At 68.8% G+C, this 21,076-nt stretch carries 15 protein-coding genes; 11 read left to right on the top strand and 4 right to left on the bottom strand.

What is annotated here, in order from left to right:
• Positions 1-136: 136 nt before the first annotated feature.
• From HAV22_RS20750 to HAV22_RS20715, 8 genes are all read left to right on the top strand, one after another.
• Complete coding sequence (locus tag HAV22_RS20750) at positions 137-589, top strand: DUF2244 domain-containing protein (RefSeq protein ID WP_166861670.1); 453 nt, start codon at positions 137-139, stop codon at positions 587-589.
• Between the two features lie 218 nt (positions 590-807).
• Entirely contained in the window at positions 808-1,722 is a 915-nt protein-coding gene (locus HAV22_RS20745) for an isoaspartyl peptidase/L-asparaginase (protein WP_166861669.1), read from the top strand.
• Entirely contained in the window at positions 1,719-2,666 is a 948-nt protein-coding gene (locus HAV22_RS20740; RefSeq protein WP_166861668.1) for a cyanophycinase, read from the top strand. The genes HAV22_RS20745 and HAV22_RS20740 overlap by 4 nt, the downstream gene beginning before the upstream one ends.
• Positions 2,663-5,242, top strand: coding sequence for a cyanophycin synthetase (gene cphA, locus HAV22_RS20735; protein WP_166861667.1), 2,580 nt, complete (start codon positions 2,663-2,665; stop codon positions 5,240-5,242). The genes HAV22_RS20740 and cphA overlap by 4 nt, the downstream gene beginning before the upstream one ends.
• A 155-nt stretch (positions 5,243-5,397) precedes the next feature.
• The gene (locus HAV22_RS20730) at positions 5,398-8,499 is read left to right on the top strand and encodes a PAS domain S-box protein (protein WP_166861666.1); all 3,102 of its coding nucleotides are present in this window, start codon (positions 5,398-5,400) and stop codon (positions 8,497-8,499) included.
• Between the two features lie 64 nt (positions 8,500-8,563).
• Positions 8,564-8,896 carry an ArsR/SmtB family transcription factor gene (locus HAV22_RS20725; protein WP_166861665.1) on the top strand — a complete coding sequence of 111 codons (333 nt, stop codon included), beginning with the start codon at positions 8,564-8,566 and terminating at the stop codon, positions 8,894-8,896.
• Positions 8,897-8,904: 8 nt separating this feature from the next.
• Positions 8,905-9,078 carry a hypothetical protein gene (locus tag HAV22_RS20720; protein ID WP_166861664.1) on the top strand — a complete coding sequence of 58 codons (174 nt, stop codon included), beginning with the start codon at positions 8,905-8,907 and terminating at the stop codon, positions 9,076-9,078.
• 54 nt (positions 9,079-9,132) lie between these two features.
• Positions 9,133-9,396 carry a hypothetical protein gene (locus tag HAV22_RS20715; RefSeq protein WP_166861663.1) on the top strand — a complete coding sequence of 88 codons (264 nt, stop codon included), beginning with the start codon at positions 9,133-9,135 and terminating at the stop codon, positions 9,394-9,396.
• Between the two features lie 15 nt (positions 9,397-9,411).
• Here the strand turns inward: HAV22_RS20715 and HAV22_RS20710 are convergent, their stop codons facing one another.
• The 4 genes from HAV22_RS20710 to HAV22_RS20695 all read right to left on the bottom strand — a co-directional run bounded on the left by HAV22_RS20710 (position 9,412) and on the right by HAV22_RS20695 (position 16,032).
• On the bottom strand, positions 9,412-11,808 hold the full coding sequence (locus HAV22_RS20710; RefSeq protein ID WP_166861662.1) for a cyanophycin synthetase family protein: 2,397 nt from the start codon (positions 11,806-11,808) through the stop codon (positions 9,412-9,414).
• A 68-nt stretch (positions 11,809-11,876) separates the two neighbouring features.
• Positions 11,877-13,334: an iron-containing redox enzyme family protein gene (locus HAV22_RS20705; RefSeq protein WP_166861661.1), complete on the bottom strand. Its 1,458-nt coding sequence runs from the start codon at positions 13,332-13,334 to the stop codon at positions 11,877-11,879.
• 185 nt (positions 13,335-13,519) lie between these two features.
• The gene (gene bcaP / locus HAV22_RS20700) at positions 13,520-14,923 is read right to left on the bottom strand and encodes a branched-chain amino acid transporter BcaP (protein WP_166861660.1); all 1,404 of its coding nucleotides are present in this window, start codon (positions 14,921-14,923) and stop codon (positions 13,520-13,522) included.
• A gap of 269 nt (positions 14,924-15,192) precedes the next feature.
• A complete protein-coding gene (locus HAV22_RS20695) occupies positions 15,193-16,032 on the bottom strand; it encodes a metallophosphoesterase (protein ID WP_166861659.1) in 840 nt (279 codons plus the stop codon).
• Positions 16,033-16,148: 116 nt separating this feature from the next.
• Between HAV22_RS20695 and HAV22_RS20690 the strand changes: the two genes are divergently transcribed.
• The 3 genes from HAV22_RS20690 to HAV22_RS31845 all read left to right on the top strand — a co-directional run bounded on the left by HAV22_RS20690 (position 16,149) and on the right by HAV22_RS31845 (position 21,062).
• The gene (locus HAV22_RS20690; RefSeq protein WP_166861658.1) at positions 16,149-16,775 is read left to right on the top strand and encodes a LysE family translocator; all 627 of its coding nucleotides are present in this window, start codon (positions 16,149-16,151) and stop codon (positions 16,773-16,775) included.
• Between the two features lie 73 nt (positions 16,776-16,848).
• The gene (locus tag HAV22_RS20685) at positions 16,849-18,711 is read left to right on the top strand and encodes an AI-2E family transporter (protein WP_166861657.1); all 1,863 of its coding nucleotides are present in this window, start codon (positions 16,849-16,851) and stop codon (positions 18,709-18,711) included.
• A 143-nt stretch (positions 18,712-18,854) separates the two neighbouring features.
• Positions 18,855-21,062: a protein kinase domain-containing protein gene (locus HAV22_RS31845; protein WP_166861656.1), complete on the top strand. Its 2,208-nt coding sequence runs from the start codon at positions 18,855-18,857 to the stop codon at positions 21,060-21,062.
• Positions 21,063-21,076: the final 14 nt, after the last annotated feature.

Here is a 21,076-nt window from a genome sequence, read left to right as displayed (position 1 = left end):
ATACTCGGCCAGTGGTCGCGCATTTGCGCAGACTCCCGGGCGCCGGCATGGACAGCACACGACAGCGACGAGCGGTAGCCAAGATGCCTATCTGGGCAGCCGCGCGTGCGCTCCGGCCCGGCAGGAGGGAGCGGCCATGACGCGCGAATGGACGTTGCGGCGCAACTGCTCGCTGTCCCCGCGCCAGGTCGCGCGCGCCTACGCCGTCCTGTGCGTCGGTTCCCTCGCCGTCGCCGTCGGCTTCCTGCTGCACGGGATCTGGCTCGTCCTCGCGTTTTCCCTGTTCGAGCTGGCGCTGGTCGGCCTGGCGCTGCTCGTCTACGCCCGCCACGCAACGGACCACGAGCGCATCGCGCTGTCCGAATCGGGCCTGCTCGTCACCCGCGTGCAGGCCGACCGCCGCGAGCTGACGCGCCTCGACCCGCTGTGGACGCGCGTCGTCGCGCCGGACGGGCGGCGGCCGTCCCTCATCCAGCTGGAATCGCGCGGCGTGAAAATCGAGATCGGGCGCTACGTCGACGACACCCGCCGCCGCCAGGTCGCGCGCGAGCTGCGCCAGGCATTGCGCGGCGTATCCGTAATGCGCTAGCGACCGTTTCCTCACCTCAAAAATCCTGGCCGAATCCCCGTCGTTCACGCCCCTGGCAGACATCCCGCGGGCAACCTGTGCCGTGTAAGCGGCGTCCGACAATCACACGGCCAGGGTACCGATGTTTCTATTTTTTTACGTTTTGCATAATGCGGTATCGGCCGGCGCGGTCCGGACGGGCGCGCGCGGCACACGCATCGCAAGGAGAAAAGAACAAGATGAGTCACACCCCAGGATACGCCATCGTCGTGCACGGCGGGGCCGGCAGCCCGCGCGCCTACGACGACGGTTGCGCGCGCGCGGCCCGGCGTGCCGCCGACGAACTGGCCATCAGCGCCGACGCGCTGGAGGCCGCCATCGCGGCCGTCGCGTCGATGGAAGACGACGGCCGCTTCAACGCGGGCAGCGGCGCCGTGCTGTGCCTCGACGGCGCCACAGTCGAGCTGGACGCCTCCATCATGGACACCCGCGGCCGCCTCGGTGCCGTCGCCTGCGTGCAAGGCGTCAAGAATCCCGTGCTGCTGGCGCGGGCGGTCGCCGAGACGCCGCACTGGCTGCTCGCGGGCGAAGGCGCGAGCCGCTTCGCCGCCGCCATCGGCCATCCGGTCCACACGACGATCTCGGAACACCAGCGCGCCGCGCACGCCAGGGTCGTGCGTGAGCTGGCCGGCTCCGTACCCGCCATGCCCGGCATCGCACCGGAAGCGAAGGCGTTCCTGCGCTTCTGGAATTACCAGACCCCGCTCGACCTGCCCGCGCACGCCGCGTGCGACACGGTCGGCGCCGTCGTGCGCGGCCCCGACGGCCACTTCGCCGTCGCGCTGTCGACAGGCGGCTCCGCCCCGTCGCTGCTGGGGCGCGTGGGCGACACGCCGATCATCGGCAGCGGCTTCTACGCCGGCCCGGCGGGCGCCGTCGCGGCCACGGGCATCGGCGAGCAGATCGTGCGCCACCTGCTGGCGCGCACGGTCTATGGCTGGATCGAGGACGGCATGCCGCTCGCGCACGCGCTGGAGCGCGGCGTCGGGCTGTTCGACGCGAAGGTCCCGGTCGGCCTGATCGCCGTCAGCCGCGCGGAAGCCGGTTCCTTCAGCAACCAGGACATGCCGCACGCGCGGATCGTGACGCCATGACCGCGCGCGAAAAAATCGCCAATGCCCAGGCCGAACAGGCCGACCGCCTGGCCGGCAACCACGGCCACCTCGTGATCATCGGCGGCGGCGAGGACAAGCAGAACGACATGGCGATCCTGAAACGCTTCGTCGAGTTGTGCGGCGGGCCGTCCGCGAAGATCGTCGTCATCACGGCGGCCAGCGCAGTGGCCGCCAAGATGTGGGACGCGTACGACTGCGCGTTCCGCGACCTCGGCGTCACGCGCCACGTGCACCTGCACCTCATGACCCGCCACGACGCCAACGACGAGGACCTGATCCGCGACGTCGTCGACGCCGACGGCATCTTCATGACGGGCGGCGACCAGAAGCGCCTGCTGGCGATCCTCGGCGGCACCGCGCTGGACGCGGAGATGCACGCGGCGCTGAAGCTGCGCGGCGCGTGCATCGGCGGCACGAGCGCGGGCGCGTCCGCGATGTCCGGTCACATGCTCGCGCAGGGCCGCGCCGAGCTGCATCCCGAAAAGGGGTCCGTGAGCCTGGGCGCGGGGCTCGGTTTCCTGCACAAGGTCGTCATCGACCAGCATTTTTCCGAGCGCCAGCGGTTGTCGCGGCTGTTGTCCGTCGTCGCGCAGAACCCGTATTTGCAGGGCATCGGCATCGACGAGGACACGGCGCTCGTCGTCGAGCGGGGCGTCGGGATCGAAGTCGTGGGCGAAGGCGCCGTGACGATCGTGGACGGACGCGCGATGTCGACGAACGTGGCGGAAATCGCCGATCACGCGACGCCGGAACTGATCGACGTGCGCCTGCACCTGCTCCCGGCCGGCAGCCGCTACGCCCTTCCCGGCGCGGACGGCGGGGACGCCCGGCGCAGCGACGCCCGGCGCAGCGACGCCCGGCGCATCCCGCCTCCGCTGCTCGAGTTCCTGGAAAACATCACGAAACGGAATCCGATCTCATGAACATCGCCGAACAACGCTTCCTGCACGGCCCGAACCTGTACGCCACGGGGCCCTGCCTGCTGGCCGTGGTCGCCGCCACCGGCCAGGAGCATGCCGCCGGCCTCGGCGCCCGGCTGCTGGCGCTGCTGCCGGCGATGCCGGCCGAGGCGGCGGCCCGCCTGTCCGACTGCCAGGCCGGGCACGAAGCCCTCGAAGCCGTCGTGATGGAATTGCAGCGCCTCGCCGGCACGCCCGGACCGTTCAGCCTCACGCGGGTCGACCCGGCCCGCCCGCAGCGCGTCCGCATCGTGTGCGGCTACACCATCGAACAGGTGGCCGCGCTGGCGCTGTCCACGGCGGCCGCGCTGATCGGCGCGTGCGCGCGCCACGAAGCGTTCGACCTGGACGCCACCGTCGCCGACCTGCGCGACACGGCCCGGCGCCACGCCATCGGCACGAGCACGGCGGCCGTGCTGGCGGCCGCGCACCGGCGCGGCATCCCGAGCCTGCGCCTGACGGACGAAGCGAACCTGTTCCAGCTGGGCTGGGGGCGCCGCCAGAAACGCCTGCAAGCCACGATCACGGGCGCCACGAACCACGTCGCCGTCGGCATCGCCAGCGACAAACAGCTGACGAAGACGCTGCTCGACCAGGCCGGCGTCCCCGTGCCGGCCGGCGCCACCGTCACGACGCTGGACGCCGCGCTGCGCACGGCACGCCGGCTCGGCGGCCCCGTCACCGTGAAGCCGCTGGATGCGAACCAGGGCAAGGGTGTGACGGTCGCGTGCGCGACACCCGACGAGATCGAGCGCGCGTTCGACTTCGCCCGCAAATACGGGGACCGCGCCATCGTCGAAGAGCACCTGCAAGGCCGCGACTACCGCGTGCTCGTCACGGGCCGCAAGATCGCCGCCGCGTCGTGGCGCCGGCCGCCGCACGTGACGGGCGACGGCGTGTCCACCGTGCGCGCGCTCGTCGACGTCGAGAACAGCAACCCCGCGCGCGGCGACGGCCACGCGAACATCCTCACGAAGATTCCGCTGGACGACCTCGCGCTGCAAGTGCTGGCGCAGCAAGGGCTGGACCTCGACGCCGTCCCGGCGGCCGGCCGCCAAGTGGACCTGCGCGGCAACGCCAACCTGTCGACGGGCGGCACGGCGGAAGACGTGACGGACCTGCTGCCGGCGGACACGCGCGAGGTCTGCATCCGCGCCGCGCGCACGATCGGCCTGGACGTCGCCGGCATCGACATCGTCTGCGCAGACATCGCCCGGCCCCTGCGCGACCAGCATGGCGGCATCATCGAAGTCAACGCGGCGCCCGGCATCCGCATGCACCAGTACCCGAGCCGCGGCACGCCGCGCGACGCGGGCGCCGCCATCGTCGATGCGCTGTTCGGCGACGACGACGGCCGCATCCCCGTCGTCGCCGTGACGGGCACGAACGGCAAGACGACGACGAGCCTCCTGGTCGCGCACGCGGCGCGGTTGGCGGGCTTCTGCTCGGGCGTGACGACGACGGAAGGCGGATACATCGGCGGCGAACGCGTCGTCAAGGGCGATTGCTCGGCGCGCGCGGTGCTTGCGGCGCCGGACGTCGACTTCGCCGTGCTGGAGACGGCGCGGAGCAGCGTCCTCGAGCACGGCCTCCCGTTCGACTGGTGCGACGTCGCCGTCGTGCTGAACGTGTCGGCCGACCACCTGGGCCGCGACGGCATCGACACGGTCGAGGACCTTGCGCGCCTCAAGTTCGTCATCGCGGAGCGCGCCCGCCGCGCCGTCGTGCTGAACGCGGAAGACGACCATTGCGTCGCCATGTCCGCCGAGCTGGCGCACAGCGTGGAAATCCTGTACTTCGCGCTGGACCCCGACAATCCCGTGCTGCTGCGCCACCTGGAACGGGGCGGCCGCGGCGCCTACCTGGAGGACAACACGATCGTGCTCGCGAACGGCACGCGCCACGACGCCCTGTTGGACGTGCGCACGATGCCGTGCACCATGAAGGGCGCGGCGCGCTACAACATCGCCAACGGCCTGGCCGCCGCCGCCGCGCTGGCCGCGTGCGAGTTCGCCAACCAGGAGATCGCCACGGGTCTGCGCACGTTCGTCTCCGACTGGAAGCACAATCCGCTGCGCTCGAACGTGTTCGACGTGGACGGCGTGACCGTCATCTTCGACCATGGCCACAACACGGCCGCGTACGCGGCGCTGGCCGAGGCGGCGCGCGCACTGACGCCGGGCCGCCTCGTCGGCGTCGTGGCGGCCCCGGGCGACCGCCGCGACGAAGACCTCGTCGCCATCGGCGAGACGTGCGCGGCCGGCTTCGACGACCTCGTCGTGTACGAGACGGAAAACCGCGGCCGCGCCGGCGGCGAAGTGGCCGCGCTGCTCGTACAGGGCGCGGGCCTGGGCAGGTTCGAGGCCGACCGGCTGCAGGTCGAGCTGGACGTGCACGAAGCCATCCGCGCGGGCCTCGCGCGCTGCGCGCCGGGCGACGTCCTCGTGTTCGGGTGCGGCTCGTCGATCACGGAGTTGACGGAGGCGATCAGGCCCACGTCGCCGGCAACGGCCAGCAGGATCGAGGCGGAGGCGGTGTAGGCGCCTCCCCGGGACGCATCACGGATAAACGCACGGCCGGGCCGCCCCCAGGTGCGCGCCCGACCGGGTCGCGCCCGACCCGCCGCACATTCCGACGCGACACTTTCCCCGGCTTCGACTTATCATCCGTGCATTGAAACACGCGGGACAGTGATATGACCGAGCCAGCTGGATCGCCCGACGCGCCGGGCCTCGATTTCCGCCTTTTATTCGAAGCGACACCGGTTCCCTACCTCGTCCTGGCGCCCGACTTCACGATGGTCGCCGCCAACGAAGCGCGCCTGCGCGCCACCATGACGACACGCGAACACATCGTGGGACGGAACCTGTTCGACGTCTTTCCCGATAATCCCGCCGATCCCGGCGCGACCGGCGTGACGAATCTGCGCGCGTCGCTGACGCGGGTACTGCAGACACGGCAGCCCGATATCATGCCGATCCAGAAATACGATATCCCGAAGGACGGATCCGCCGGCGGCGAATTCGAAGTCCACTATTGGAAGCCCCTGAATTCGCCCGTGCTGGATGCGGCAGGCAACGTCGTCTACATCATCCACGCGGTCGAAGACGTCACGGAACAGGTGATGAAGCAGCGGGCGGCGGAGGCAGGCGAAGCCCGCTTCCGGCAGATTGCCGACGCGATGCCGCAAATGGTCTGGTCGGCGTTGCCGGACGGATATCACGATTACTACAATCGCCGCCATTATGAATTCGCCGGTGTGTCGCCGGACGAGACCATCGGCCAGGACTGGGGGGCGATCATCCATCCGGACGACCTGCCGCGTACACGACAAGCCTGGGCGCACTGTCTCGCCACGGGCGAGCCCTACAAGATCGAATACCGGCTGCGGCATCACGCCGGCGACTACCGCTGGATGCTGGCGCGTGCCCTGCCCATCCGGAATGCGGGCGGCGACATCGAGCGGTGGATGGGCACCTGTACCGACATCAACGACCAGAAGATCATGGAGGCGGAACTGCTGAACGCGCGGCTGCGCCTGGAAGGCACGTTGACCGCCGCGGAAATCGGCACGTGGACGTGGGATATCCAGGCCGACCGCATCCATGCCGATCGCAATTTCGCGAACATGTTCCAGATGTCCGAGGAACTCGCCGACGGCGCCCCCCTCGGCGCGTACCTGGATGCGATCCATCCCGACGACAGGCCGGGGGTCGAAGCCGACATCGCCGCATCGCTCGCCAGCGGCAAACCCTACCAGTACTATTTCCGCGTGCGACAACGGGACGGCGGCGTCCGGCATGTCCATGCGCGCGGCAAGATCGATCCCGCCCCGGACGGCAAACCCGCCTGGATGCCTGGTGTCGTCCTCGACATCACGCAGCAGAGACTGGCGGAAGAAGCCCGGCTGCGGACCGAATTCCAGTTCAGGACCATCGCCGAATCCAGCGTCATCGGCATCATGCAGTACCGCTACGACGGCACGCTGGTCAACGCGAACGATGCGCTGCTGCGGATGCTGGGTTACACGCGCGAGGAATTCGAGTCGAATGGCTTGTCGTGGCGCCAGCTGACGCCGCCCGAATGGGAGGAAGCGGACCGCAACAGCCTGGGAACCCTGCAAGCGAAAGGCAGCGTGGAGGCGTACGAAAAAGAATACTTCAGGAAGGACGGCAGCCGTCTGCCCGTGTACGTGGGGGCTGCCAATTACCGGGGCAACCGCGAAGAAGGCATCGGCTACATCCTCGACATCAGCGAATCCAAAAAGGCCCAGGCCGCCTTGCGGGAAAGCGAGATCCAGTTCCGCACGCTGGCGGAAAACATCCCGCAGCTCGCGTGGATGGCCAACAGCGATGGCGCAATCTTCTGGTACAACAACCGCTGGTTCGAATTTACGGGTATGACGCTCGAAGACATGCAAGGATGGGGCTGGCAAAAGGTCCACCATCCCGATTTCATGGAAGCCGTGAGGGCGAAATATTACGAGCAGATCGTCGAGCGCCAGGTCGCCTGGGAAGACTTGTTCCCGCTGCGCGGCGCCAACGGCGAATACCGCTGGTTCCTGTCGCGCGCGGTGCCCATCCGCGACCGCGATGGCCGGATCACGCGCTGGTTCGGCACGAATACGGACATCACCATACAGCGCGAAGCGGAAGAGGCGCTCGCGCTGGCCAACCGGCGCAAGGACGAATTCCTCGCCATGCTCGCGCACGAATTGCGCAACCCGCTGGCGCCGATCAGTGCGGCCGCCGAGCTCCTGGGACGGGCGAGCGCGGACACGGAGGTCGTCAAGAAATACGGTGCGATCATCGCGCGCCAGGTCCGGCACATGACGGACATCGTCGACGACCTGCTCGACGTGTCGCGCGTGACGCGCGGCCTCGTGTCGATCGAGAAGGCGGAACTCGACATCAAGGATGCCGTCCACGGCGCGATCGAGCAGGCCAAGCCCCTGATCGAATCGCGCGGCCATACGCTGGCAGTGCGCCTCGCTCCCGAGGCCGCTGTCGTCCTCGGCGACCGCACGCGCCTGATCCAGGTGCTGACGAATTTGCTGAACAACGCGGCCAAGTACACGCCGCTCGGTGGACACATCACGCTGCGCCTGGACATCGACGAACGGTGCGTCCGCGTCGACATCGCCGACGACGGCATCGGCATGGACGCGACCTTCCTGCCGCACGTGTTCGACCTGTTCACGCAGGCCGAGCGCACGCCGGACCGGTCCCAGGGCGGCCTGGGGCTCGGGCTCGCGCTCGCACGCAGCATCATGTCGCTGCACGGCGGCAGCGTGACGGCGCACAGCGACGGCCCCGGCAAGGGCAGCACGTTCACCTTGGCGCTGCCGCTGATGCGCAAGGAGCCGGACGCTGTCCGCGGGTCCGCCGCAGCGATCCAGGACGGCCCGGCGCAACGCCCGCTGCACCTGCTGGTCGTCGACGACAACGCAGACGCGGCGGAATCGCTGGCCGCGCTGCTGCAGACGCAGGGCCACGCCGTGACGATCCGCCACGACGCGCACGGCGCCCTCGAAGAAGCGGGAAGTGCGACCCCGGACGCCCTGATCCTCGACATCGGCTTGCCCGACATGGACGGCTACGAGCTGTCGCGGCGCCTGCACGCCATGCCCGAAACGAGCCACGCCACGTACATCGCGCTGACCGGCTACGGCCAGGCGCATGACCGGGTCCTCGCCAAGGCCGCCGGCTTCCAGCATTATTTCGTCAAGCCGATCGACATGACGGCGTTGCGGCGCGTGCTGGCCGACGTTGCGCCCGCCGCCATGCCGCGCGGTTGACCTTGCCCTGGCCCTTCGCCAGACGTGTATTGACTGTATTTCACATGTCAGATATTGGTGACACATGAAACATCGGTCGAAACATCTCACCGGAGACGAACTGCTGGCGATGCTGGCGGCGCTATCCAATCCGCACCGGCTGCGCATCATCGCCGCGTTGCGGGTCGGAGGCCGCAACTACATCAGCCAGCTGGCGCGCGAACTGGGCATCAGCCGTCCGCTGCTGCATCTGCACGTGCAGAAGCTGCAGGACGCGGGCCTCGTCGTCAGCCGGACGGAATTCTCGGCCGACGGCAAGGCCCTGAATTACATCGAGGTCGCCGATTTCGACTACGCGCTGACGCCGGACCTGATCGCCGCGGCGGTGGCATCCCTGGGCAACGATCACCACGACTAGAGGCCAACATGGAAGAGCACGTATATCTGATCACACTCGCCGCCTTCTTCGGCACCGTCATCGTCGTATTCGGCATGCGCGCCTTCGCGGCCGTCCAGCAGGCGAAGCTGCGCGGCGCTGCGCACAACGAGACGGCCGCCGCACTGGCTGCCATCCAGTCATCATCGTCATCGGCCTGTTGAGCGAAGTACTGATCCGCGGCCGGCTGATCGCCGCTCGACGCGCTGGCCTGGCGCGTGTGGGCCGCGTTCGCGTCGTTCGGCCTGCTCGGCATCCTGCAACCCGTGCGCATGCTGCCGGTCCTGCTGCTGGAAATCTGTTACAAGACCATCTGGCTGGTGGTCGTCGCGTATCCCCTGTGGGCACACGACAGGCTGGCGGGTTCCCCGGCCGAAGGCATGACGTTCGCCTTCGCCTGGGTCCTGCTGCACATCGTCGCGGTGCCCTGGCGCTACGTCGTCCGCACCTTCCTGCTCGGACGCGTTTCGACCCCGGCCTGACGCGGCCGGGCGCCGTCAGCCCACCTGCGCGGCGATCCGGGCCGCGCTTTCCGGATCGGTCGCGCGGATCGCTTCCACGAACACGTCCAGCGACGTGCCGCACGCGAACACGAGCACGTCGCCGCGCCGGCACAGCGACAGGCCCAGGCGGATCGCCGCGCCCGCGTCCAGTTCGCGGTGCAGGGTATCGGTCTTGCCGACGACGTCCTCGGCGCCCTGCAGGATCAGGTCGACGGCCCCGCCGTACGCGCGCCCGCGGCTGGACGACTCGTACACGACCAGCTCGTCGAAGCGGCCCGCGCACACGCGCCCGACCTCGAGCAGGTCTTCGTCGCGGCGGTCGCCCGGCGCCGTCACGATGCCGACCAGCTGGCCAGGCAGCAGCGAGCGGGCCATCTCGGCCAGCGCCGCGTACGCGGCCGGGTTGTGCGCATAGTCGACGATGACGGTGAGGCCGCGCACGTCGAACACATTGGTGCGCAGCGGGTTCGTCTTGCCGTCGCTGACGAACGTCGACAGCCCCGTCGCGATCTGGAGGTTCGACATGCCCGCGGCCATCAGCGCGGCCGTGGCGGCGAGGCCGTTCGCGATGTTGTAGCGCGCGCGGCCGCCGAATGCGATCGGCATCGCTTCCACGCGCAGCAATTCCTGGTGATACGTGGCGTCGGCGACAACGATCGAATTATCCTGGAAGTAGACGGCGCGACCGCCCTCTTCCAGGTGGCGCAGCAACACGGGATTGTCGGCCTCCATGGAAAAATACACGATCTCCACGTCGGGATGCACGCGGCGCGCCATCGCCACGCACAGCGGATCTTCCGCGTTCAGCACGACGGCGCGGCTGGCCGACAGCGGCACGACGGCCTTCACCTGCGCCAGGTCTTCGATCGTGTCGACGCCGTCCAGGCCCAGGTGGTCCGGCGACACGTTCAGCACCATGCCGATGTCGCAGCGGTCGAACGCGAGGCCCCGCTTGAGGATGCCGCCCCGCGCCGTTTCCAGGATGGCGAATTCCACGTCCGGCGACGCCAGCACCGTGCGCGCCGACCAGTAGCCCGTGCAATCGCCCTTCGTGACTTCCTTGCCCGCGATGGTGACGCCATGCGTGGACGTCACGCCCATGACGCGCCCGGCCAGGCGCACCGCATGCGCCATCAACAATGTGGTGGTGGTCTTGCCGTTCGTGCCCGTGCACGCGATCAGGGGGATGCGGCCGTCCGAACCGCCCATCAGGCCGTCGATGATCGCGTCGCCCGCGGCGCGCGACGCGCCGATGCCCGGGGCCGCACTGACGCCGACGATGGCGCCGCCCTGGTCGGCCAGGGGCACGGCGATGTCGCGGCAGACGATGTCGATGCCGGCAACGTCCAGGCCGATCTTCGCGGCGGCGCGCACGCACAGGCGGCGCGTGGACTCCGGCAGCAGGTCCGTGACGTCGTCGCCGGCGCCGTCCGCAGACCGTGACAGCGCGGCCTCCACGACCTTGCGGCCGGCGACGAGCACGCGGTATTGTTCGCCTTCGACGTGGCGCGCGACGACCACCTGGCGGCCGAACTTGCGCGCGTGCGCGTAGGCCTGCTCGATCTCCGCGTCCGTGCGGCAGGCCACGGTCACGCCGTCCGCCTGCTCCGCGTCCAGCGGCTTCACGGTCACGGGCGTGCCCAGGTTGCGGGCGACGCGCTGCGCCTCGTCGGCCGTGGCGACGGCCTCGCCCGCCGCCACGGGGATGCCCGCTTCATCCAGCAGCCGCCGCGTGAGCTGGCGGTCGCCGGCAATGCGCACGGCGATGGTCGCCGTGTCGCCCGTGAGCGTCGCCTGGATGCGCTTCTGCTTCACGCCCCAGCCCAGTTGGAACAGGTTCGCGTCTTCCGTGATGCGCTGGACGGGAATGTTGCGCTCGTGCGCCGCGACCAGCACGGCGGCCGTGTTCGCGTCGACGGCGTAGTGGTCGGCCAGCGCCCGCAATTCGTCCAGACGCGGCGCCAGGTCGAACGGGCGGCCGTGCGCGAGCGCGTCGACGATGTCCACGGCGAGCGCGAACGCCGGCTGTGCGACCTTTTCCAGCAGGTAGGCGCAGACGATGCGGTACTGGCCCGGGCTGCCCGTCACGGGACGCGTGCGGCCGAACGCCGCCGGCGCGCCGGCCAGGCACTGGAGGCCCAGGGTGACGTGCTCGATCGCGCGCGCGAGGTACGTGCCTTCGCGCAGCCGCTGCGCGAAGCCGCCCGGTTGCCCGGTCGGCACGAGGTAGTCCGCGAGCGACGGCAACAGGTCGAGCAGCGCGTCGTTGAAGTGCGGGAGGTCGCGCGTGGAGACGCCATATAAATCGTCCAGGTCGAGCACGGACAGGATGCAGGGAGTGGCGGCGTGGATGTTCGGTCCGCGCAGGAAGCGTTGTTCGAGTATGTGCACTGGTGTCTCTCGTTCGGACGGATTGCTTGTCATCGCGGCGCGCGCAGGCGGCACGCCGCTGGGTCTTGTCAGGCGTCGAGCAGGCGCGAATACATCCGCGTGGCCATCAGCCCGATGGCCGTATGATGCACGGAAGGCGACATGAGGCGCGCCAGCATGGCCATCGCGTCAAGCTTGCCGGCCGCATTCGCCACGCGCTCTTCCAGCTGGTGCAGTTCCGTGTCGCCACCGGCACCCCCGGGCCGGCGCCGGATCAGGCCCCGCTCCGGATAACCGCTGCGCGGCGCATGCTGCGTGAGGGTGTCGAGCGCACGCTGGCGCGCGCGGTGGCTCAGCACGCGGTCGGTGCGCGCCGTCGCGGTGGCGTCGCGCGGCGTCACGATCCAGTCGCGCAGCACCTGCTGCTCGTAGCTGGAAAAGACGCCGAACATCTCGGCGCGCTCGCCCTGGATCAGGCGCCAGAAGCGGCTGTGCTCCACGTCCTCGCCGCGCTGGATCCAGCCCGCGTCTGCCAGCGCCGTGAGGAATGCGGGAATCTGCTTCGCATCCGCGAGCCAGTCGTTGACGGAGCGGCCGGCCACGCGGCAGTAATCCGAATGCATGTTCTTGCCGACGGCGGCCTTCGCGGTGAGGATCTCGACCAGTTCCGCCTCCAGGTCGAAGGCGCCGATCACGGACGTCGTGCACGCACCGAGATCATTCAGGCGGTAGCCGTCCAGCACGCGCGCGAAGAACGCGGCCGGGTCGCCGGATTGCGCCATCAGGTGCGCCAGCGCCTGCTCGGCCTTGTGCGCGTGGCCGCTGCCGGCGTTGTCCACGGTGACGTGCAAGGTAAAGTAATACGGGTCGATCCCGAGTTCGTTCAGTTCGTACGCGGTGATCAGGAGGTGCAGCGGCAGTTGCTCGTAGCCCAGGTTGTAGCCCACGACCTCCGGCAGGAACGCGTCGGCCTCGTGGGCCAACGCCAGCTGGATCGCGCCCTGCACGAAATGGTCTTCGGGGAGCGTGTCCCAATGCTCGCAGCCGTGCGTGGCGAGCAGGCGGCGGTACAGGGTGACGTGGTTCTTGTCCGGGACGCCGTCGCCCAGCTCCTCGAGATAGGTCTTGATCAGCGGGTGGAAGTCGGGATTGTCCCAGCGTCCCAGCGTGCCATACAACCAAGCGCCGTCGACGAGCTTCGTCGGCGCGACACCCTTCAGGAAGTACAGCGCGTGCGCCTTGTTCGAGAAATAGCGGCGCGGGGCGCCGTTCTTGCGCGCCGCAAGGTATTCGCGGTACGCGATGCCGACCGTCTCGGCGCGGCCCTGGATCCAGCCTTGCAGCTGCCAGACGGCGTCCGGCAGTTCGCACGGCTCAGCGCGGGCCACCTCGATCTGCGCCGCCAGGTAGGCGCGCGCGGCATCGCGGCAGCCGGCCGGGTTGTCCAGCAGGGAAAAATACAGCGCCTTGGCGGTCGGCACCTGGGCGGGACGGGCTTCACGCACCGCTGCGCGTGCCTGGCCGTCGTCGACGAACGTGGAGGTCATGAGAATCTTCGGGTAACGATGCTACCCAAATTATGCGGACCCGCCGCTCATGGCGTAATCGGTACGATTCCCTCAAGGATGTCGGACAGGGATTACAAAATTGCATCGTTCCGACGTAAACGACGAACGGCGCCGCAGCGCCGTCCATGCGACCGGACGGCGGGCGCCGTCCGGAGGAAAAACCCTTACGACTGCGTCACGCCGTTCAGTGCAGAACGGGCGCGCGCATAACCGAAGTACACGATCAGGCCCAGCACGAGCCAGATGACGAAGGCCATCCACGTGATCGCGGACAGGAACGACATCAGCGCCAGGCAGAACACGACGGCGATGCCCGGCACGATGGGCACGCCCGGGCAGCGGAACGCGCGCTTCAGGTCCGGACGTTTCTTGCGCAGCACGATCACGGCGACGGACACGAGGCAGAACGCGGCCAGCGTGCCGATGTTGACGAGTTCCGCCAGCACGTTCAGCGGCACGAACGCGGCGATGAAGCCGAACACGAGGCCGACCACCCACGTCGCGAAGAACGGGGTGCCGAATTTCGGGTGCACGGTCGACAGCTTCGCCGGCAGCAGGCCGTCGCGCGACATCGCGTAGATGATGCGGGTCTGGCCGTAGGCCATCACGAGGATCACGGTGGTCATGCCCAGGATGGCGCCCAGGTCGACCCAGCCGGCGAACCAGTTTTCGCCCGCGTGCTGCAGCGCCAGCGAGACGGGGTGGTCGATGCCCTTGAACATCTGGAACGGCACGATGCCCGTCATGATGGCGGCGACGATCACGTACAGGATCGTGCAGATCGTCAGCGATCCGATGATGCCGATCGGGAGGTCGCGTTCCGGACGCTTGACTTCCTCGGCGGCCGACGTGACGGCATCGAAGCCGATGAATGCGAAGAACACGACGGCGGCGGCGCTCATGACGCCCGACGCGCCGAACGGCGCGAACGGATGCCAGTTGGCCGGCGTGACGTGCTTGACGCCCACGCCGATGAACAGCAGCACGACGATCATCTTGATCACGACCATCACGTTGTTGACACGCGCGGATTCACGCACGCCCCACGACAGCATTGCCGTCAGCACGAGCATGATGCATGCCGCGGGCAGGTTCATGACAGTGTGCGCGTTCGGCAGCGCGCCCGGCGCGGCGGACAGCGCTTCGGGAATCGTGATGCCGAAGCCGCTCAGCAGCGATTGGAAATAGCCGGACCAGCCGACGGCCACCGCCGACGTCGCGAGTCCGTACTCGAGCAGCAAGTCCCAGCCGATCATCCAGGCCACGAGTTCGCCCAGCACGACATAGCTGTAGGTGTAGATCGACCCGGCGATCGGCACGGTCGACGCGAACTCCGCGTAGCACATGGCCGCGAAGCCGCAGGCGATGGCGGCGACGATGAACGACAACGTCAACGCCGGGCCGGCCGTCAATGCGCCGGTGCCGGTCAGCACGAAGATACCGGTGCCGACGATCGCCCCGATGCCCATGAGGATGAGGTCGGTTGGCCCCAGCACTTTCTTCAGCCCGCCCGGGGTACGGGAGGCTGCGACCATGTTGTCGAGATTCTTGGTTCTGAAAAGACTCACTGCTTTCTCCAATCGATATGTAGATAGATCCCGGTCCCTGATTATTGTGCGCGCAACGGGCAGGCGGTAGCCTGCATACGGACGCTCGAGGCGGTCTCCTCCTGGGGCTCGGACCGTAAAGCGGCCTGACGGGGACAATCAATGCCGATCAGGCGCTTGGCGGCGTGCCATTATCTCCATTCTGTTATCGAGAATCAAAGGAAATACTCAATATTTCAACCCGCCGCTCATGGAAACCGGTGAAATCGGCCATGAAAAATGTTACATAACTAGCGCAGCGTACAGATGAGGAGCTCCGGGTCCGCATTCACCCGCAGCGGAATGGCGGAACAGCCGACGCCGCGGCTGACGAGCAATGGCCCGTGGTCGGGCAAGTCGAAGCGGCCGTAACAGTAGAGCCGCGAAAACGGGCCCTTCGGCCGGAACAGCGGCACGCCGTCGGGACGGGCGATCTGGCCGCCGTGCGTATGACCGGCGAAGCCGACGTCGAAGCGCTCGTCCCCGACGTGGCGCAACCCGTCCGGCGAATGCATCAGGTAGATGCGCACGTCGGACGCGCCGGCGAACGTGTCCGGCCCGGACGGACGGCCCAGCCACGGATCGTCGATGCCGCACACGCTGACGTGGCCGAACGGCCCCGGCAGCGCCACGCTGCGGTTCACGAGCACCTGGACACCGGCTGCGCGCAACGTCTCCTCGATGACGCCGCGCCCGTTCCAGACGTCGTGGTTGCCGATCACCGCATAGACGCCCAGCGGCGCCGCCAACCCGGCGAGAAAGGTTTTTAATCGCGCAACGTTGTCCGCGCAGAAGGAGACGTAGTCGCCGCCCAGCAGCAGCACGTCCGGCGCCTCCTCGCGCACGCATCTGAGCAGGTCGTCGTACACGGCCGCCGGCGTGGTGGGGCCGGCGTGAAAATCGGACGCGAACCCGATGCGCAGCGCCGGCGCCAGGCGCCGCGCCGGCCCAAGGTCGACGGCCTGGCGCGTCACGCGCACGGTGCCCGTGCCGCCGAGCCGGTAGCTCAAGTCGGCCACCTTGCCGTTCGACAGCACGGCATTGAGGATGCGTTCAACGAAGTGGCGAATGGGACGCTGGTGCTTGGACATGCGATGGGGAGGCCGGGAAACTTGCAGAAGCGCACTGTACACGAAACCCGCGCGCCCGGTGCACTGGTGCAATCGGTCCCGCCACGGTAACATTGCCTTTTGGACCAGGACATCCCATGCTCACACCCGACCAGTTCCTCGCCTTCCTCGCCGCCGCCATCCTGCTCACGTTGTCGCCCGGACCGGACAACATGATGGTGCTGAGCGTGGGCGTCTCGAAAGGCCGCGTGCGCGGCGTCGCGTTCGGACTCGGCTGCGCGTTCGGCTGCCTGTCGCACACCCTGCTGGCCGCCGTGGGCGTGTCCGCCCTGATCGCCGCGTCGCCGCTCGCGTTCACCACGTTGAAGGTCTGCGGCGGGCTGTACCTTGCCTGGATGGGCTGGCACGCGATCCGCAGCCGCGGCGGCGCCCGCATCGACACGGCCGGCGCGTCGGCCGACCCGGCCCGCACCTTGTTCGTCAAGGGTCTCGTCGCGAACGCCATCAATCCCAAGGTCGCCCTGTTCTTCCTGTCGTTCCTGCCGCAATTCGTCGTCGCCCAGCGCGGCGACGCCAACCTGCAGACGGCACTGCTGGGCCTCACGTTCACCGCGCAGGCCATCGTCCTGTTCGGCCTGCTGGGTTTCTTTTCCGGCGCCATCGGGCAATGGCTGGCGCGCCGTCCGAAGGCCGGCCAATGGCTCGACCGCGCCGCCGGCACCATCTTCATCGCGCTCGGATTGCGGTTGCTCGTGGCCCGCTAAAAAAATTTCTTCATAGAAATTTGGCCGGGCGCAGCATTTTTTGCTACATTGGCGGTTTTGCCGCCGGCCGCGAATGCGCGATTCCACTCTGTTCAAGCACCTGACTTCCAGCTCGATCGTCGCCGCCTGCTGCGTGCTCGGCCTGCTGTATTTCGGGCGCGAGGTCCTCGAACCGCTGGCGCTGGCGGTCATCCTCAGCCTCGTCATCGCCCCGCTGATCCGCACCCTGCGCCGCATCGGCCTGGGTCAGGTGCCAGCGACGATGCTGTCCGTCCTGATGGTGAGCACGTGCGTCGTCGGGCTGGGCATCGTCCTCGCCTTCCAGCTCGTCGCGGTGACGGGCGACCTGCCGAAATACCGCGCCGCGATCCGCACGAAGGTCGCGGCCGTGCGCGAACTGACGGAGCGGCCGTTCGCGCGCATCGAGGCCGAAATCAGCGCCGTGCAGCCGCAGGAACGGGGCATCATCAGCGGCCGGCGCGGCATCAACACGGTGACGGTCAACCCCACACAGCCGCTTCCCGTCGAGATCCGCCAGCCACGGCTGACCACGCGCGACTCGCTCGCGCGCCTGTTCGCGATGGCCTGGGGCCCGCTCGGCGAGGCGGGCCTCGTGCTCGTGCTGCTCGTCTTCATCTCGCTCGAACATGAATCGCTGCGCGACCGCCTGATCCGCCTGGCGGGCCAGACGGAGATCAACCGCACGATCCGCACGCTGGGCGACGCGGCGCAGGGCGTGTCGCGCTTCTTCCTGTCGCAGTTCACCGTGAACCTGACGTTCGGCACCCTGATCGGCCTGCTGCTGTGGCTGGCCGGCGTGCCCCACGCGGGCCTGTGGGGCGCGCTGTCCGGCATGCTGCGCTTCGTACCGTACCTCGGGGTGATGGTGGCGGGCGCCGTCATCGCCGTGTTCGTCGCCGCGATCGACCCCGGCTGGGAGCTGGCGCTGTCGTGCATCGCCCTGTTCGTCGCGCTCGAACTGTTCGTGGCGAACGTCGTCGAGCCGAAGGTCTATGGCCACAGCTCGGGCCTGTCGCCGCTCGCCGTCATCATCTCGGCCGTGTTCTGGGGCGCGATGTGGGGCCCCGTCGGCCTGCTGCTGTCGACGCCGCTCACGCTGTGCTTCGTCGTGGCCGGACGCCACGTGCGCGGACTCGAACCGGTGACGATCCTGCTGGGCGACGCCCCCAACGTCTCCGGCGCCCAGCGCCTGTACCAGCGCCTGCTGACGGCGGACAGCGACACGATCGTGCGCGACGCCCTCGCCTATCTGCGCCGCGCCAGCTTCGCGCGCTATTGCGACAAGGTGTTGCTGCCGGGCCTCGCGCTCGCCGGCGCCGACATGCGCGCCGGCCGCATCGACGCGGGCCAGATGGAGACGATGCGCGCCGCGATGGGCCGCGTGGCCGCCACCCTGAATCCGGACGGCCGCACGCCCGCGCGCACGCGGCGCCGGCGCGACGTCTCGCTGCTGGACGCGAACCTGGGCGCCTACCTGCGCCAGATGCGCGAGACGCGCCAGGGCCGCTGGCAAGGTTCCCTGGACGTGCCGGCGCACTCCGTCGTGCTGTGCGCCGCGCTGGCCGTCGAACGCGACGAGCTGCTCAGCGAGCTGCTGGTGTCCGCGCTGCGCGAAGGGAACATCGACGCGCGCAGCACCCTGCTGGGCTCGGCCGACCGGCCCGGCCCGGACAAGGCGGAGCTGATTTCCACCGTGATCCTGCCGTATCCCGCCGACGAGCGGCTGGGCGACTGGATGAACGCGACGGCGGAATTGCGCACGCATCTGCCGGACGCGCTGCTCGCCACGATCAGGCTGCCGTTCGACCTGTCATCCGTGCCGCAGCCGACCGTGGAAGAGCACGTCGACATCGTCCTGCGCTCATTTGAGGAAGCGCTCGCGTTCGTGGCGCCGGAGCGGGCACCGCGGGGTTGAGGTCGCGTCCCGGCCCGGCCGCAGCGGGCGTCTCCTGTCAACCGCGCTTGTCAAAAATAGTTATCGAACAAGCCGCAAAGCCCTTCCCTACAGTTGCACTCTCGCTATAATGTTGCTGAAAATCACATTATTGCTCATGGGTGGTGACTATTTCTTCTGAAGTGATCAGGGCACCGGACGTTCAGCCCGAACGCCGCCAACCCCCACATTACGAGTTCCGCGCCCGCCTCGGCGAAGGCGGCTTCGGCGCGGTCCACGAAGCGTGGGACACGCGGCTGCAACGCCGCGTCGCGATCAAGACGATCCGCCACGGCGGCTCGGCCGGTGCCGACCTCGTGCGCGAGGCGCGCCTGGCCGCATCGCTGCGCCATGCCGCGTTCGTCACCGTGCATGCGGTCGAGGACGACGGCGACGGCCAGTTCATCGTCATGGAACTTGTCGATGGCCGTACGCTGAAGCAAATCATGCAGGACGGCCCCGTACCGATCGCCACCGCGCTCGACTGGGTGCGCCAGGTTGCCGGCGCGATGCACGATGCACACGCGTCCGGTCTCGTCCATGGCGACATCAAGCCGTCGAACCTGATGGTGGAAGCCGACGGCCGCGTGCGCATCCTCGACTTCGGCCTCGCGCTGCGCCACGACGCGCTCGCCACGGAAACCGTATCGCTGGGCACGACGACGTCGGCCGGCGAGGCCGACCCGCAGGGCACGATCGCCTACATGGCGCCGGAACGGCTGCAGGGCGCGACGCCCGACCCGCGCTCGGACGTGTACGCGCTCGGCGTCATCCTGTACGAACTCGCATGCGGCACGCGGCCGTTCGCGACCTTGCACGGCCTGGCGCTCGCCGCCGCCTTCGTGCAAACGTCGTCCGACGGATGGGATTATCCCGACACGCTCGATACGGCGCTGATCGCACTGATCCGGGCGATGACGGCGCGTCAGCCGGAACAACGCCTGGGCAGCATGGACGAAGTCGTCAAGCGCCTCGCGGACCGGGCCGGCAAGCCGGGTCAGGCCGGGCCGGATCAGGCCGAGCCAGCCGCGGCGGCCATCGCTCCGCCGCGCCGCGCCCCGTCCCGCCGGGCCGTCCGCATCGGCGCGATCGTCCTGCTCGGTGCCGCGCTGGTGGGCGGCGCATGGTGGCGCATGGCGCCCCGGCTCGGCACATTCGCGGCGAACCTCGCCCCGTACTCGGAAGCGGTCGAGATGGAACAGGGCCTCGCCGAAGTGAAACTGTTCGACCGCCCCGGCAGCCTCGAAACGGCCGAACGTCACTTCGAGCGCATCCTGGAACGCAGTCCGGACAGCGCGGCCGCCGCTGCCGGCATGTCGCTCGTCCACGCGTTCCGCTACGGCAGCGATCGCCAAGACGACACGTGGCTGCGCAAGGCGGACGCGGACGCGCAGCAGGCGCTGAACCTGGACGATCAACTGGCACTGGCGCATATCGCCCAGGGCTGGGTCCGCGATTTCCAGGGCAAGCGCGACGATGCCCTCGCCGCGCACGAGCGGGCGCTGCGCCTCGATCCTGCGAATTTCTTCGCGTGGTATGGCAAGGTCGAAGCGCTGCGCCACGCGCGGCGTTACCCCGAAGCCCGCGCAGGCATCGCCGAAGCGATGCGCCGTTTCCCGCGCGAGCGCGTCTTCTCCGATGCGCTCGGTGTCGTGAACTACGAACAGCACGACGACGCGGCCGCCGAACAGGCGTTCCGGCGCAGTATCGCGCTGCAGCCGGATGCCGTCACCGCCTACTCCAACCTGACGGCCGTGTTGATGCGCCAAAACCGTGTCGACGAGGCGCTGCGCGTGCTGCAGCAAGGACTGCAAGTGCGTCCCAGTGCCAAACTGTACGGCAACCTCGGCAATATCCTGTTCCTGCGCGGCGACTACGTGGGCGCGGCCGACGCGTTCGAAAATGCCGTGTCGCCTGTCCGCGGGGCGCCGGGCTCCTATCTGAACTGGGCCAATCTGGCGGACACGCTGCTGTGGATCCCCGGCCGTGGCGAAGAAGCGCGGCAAGCCTACGACAAGGCGCGGCGCCTGCTGGCGGAACGCCTGGAGCGGTCGCCCAACGACGTCGTCCTCATGTCGCGCATGGGCCTGTACGCCGCCCGCTCCGGCCACCCCGATGAAGCGCGGGCATTGATGGCGCGCGCGCTGACGCTGGCACCCGCGACGGCCGACGTCCAGTTCCGCGCCGGACTCGCGTACGAACTGCTGGGCGACCGCAAGCTGGCGCTCGCGGCGATCGCCGCCGCCCTCCGTCTCGGCTACCCGGCCAAATACGTGGAAGCCGAACCCGACCTCGTAGCGCTGCGCCGCGACCCCGCCTATCACGCTGACTGATTTCGACTCACCCC

This window comes from Telluria antibiotica (assembly GCF_011682055.1).
In the GTDB taxonomy this organism is placed as follows: domain Bacteria; phylum Pseudomonadota; class Gammaproteobacteria; order Burkholderiales; family Burkholderiaceae_D; genus Telluria; species Telluria antibiotica.
This window is presented reverse-complemented; position numbering and strand designations above follow the sequence as displayed.

Coding starts and splice junctions, on each gene's coding strand:
- HAV22_RS20750 (WP_166861670.1), top strand. CDS start 137: ATGACGCGCGAATGGACGTTGCGGCGCAACTGCTCGCTGTCCCCGCGC.
- HAV22_RS20745 (WP_166861669.1), top strand. CDS start 808: ATGAGTCACACCCCAGGATACGCCATCGTCGTGCACGGCGGGGCCGGC.
- HAV22_RS20740 (WP_166861668.1), top strand. CDS start 1,719: ATGACCGCGCGCGAAAAAATCGCCAATGCCCAGGCCGAACAGGCCGAC.
- cphA (WP_166861667.1), top strand. CDS start 2,663: ATGAACATCGCCGAACAACGCTTCCTGCACGGCCCGAACCTGTACGCC.
- HAV22_RS20730 (WP_166861666.1), top strand. CDS start 5,398: ATGACCGAGCCAGCTGGATCGCCCGACGCGCCGGGCCTCGATTTCCGC.
- HAV22_RS20725 (WP_166861665.1), top strand. CDS start 8,564: ATGAAACATCGGTCGAAACATCTCACCGGAGACGAACTGCTGGCGATG.
- HAV22_RS20720 (WP_166861664.1), top strand. CDS start 8,905: ATGGAAGAGCACGTATATCTGATCACACTCGCCGCCTTCTTCGGCACC.
- HAV22_RS20705 (WP_166861661.1), bottom strand. CDS start 13,334: ATGACCTCCACGTTCGTCGACGACGGCCAGGCACGCGCAGCGGTGCGT.
- HAV22_RS20695 (WP_166861659.1), bottom strand. CDS start 16,032: ATGTCCAAGCACCAGCGTCCCATTCGCCACTTCGTTGAACGCATCCTC.
- HAV22_RS20690 (WP_166861658.1), top strand. CDS start 16,149: ATGCTCACACCCGACCAGTTCCTCGCCTTCCTCGCCGCCGCCATCCTG.
- HAV22_RS20685 (WP_166861657.1), top strand. CDS start 16,849: ATGCGCGATTCCACTCTGTTCAAGCACCTGACTTCCAGCTCGATCGTC.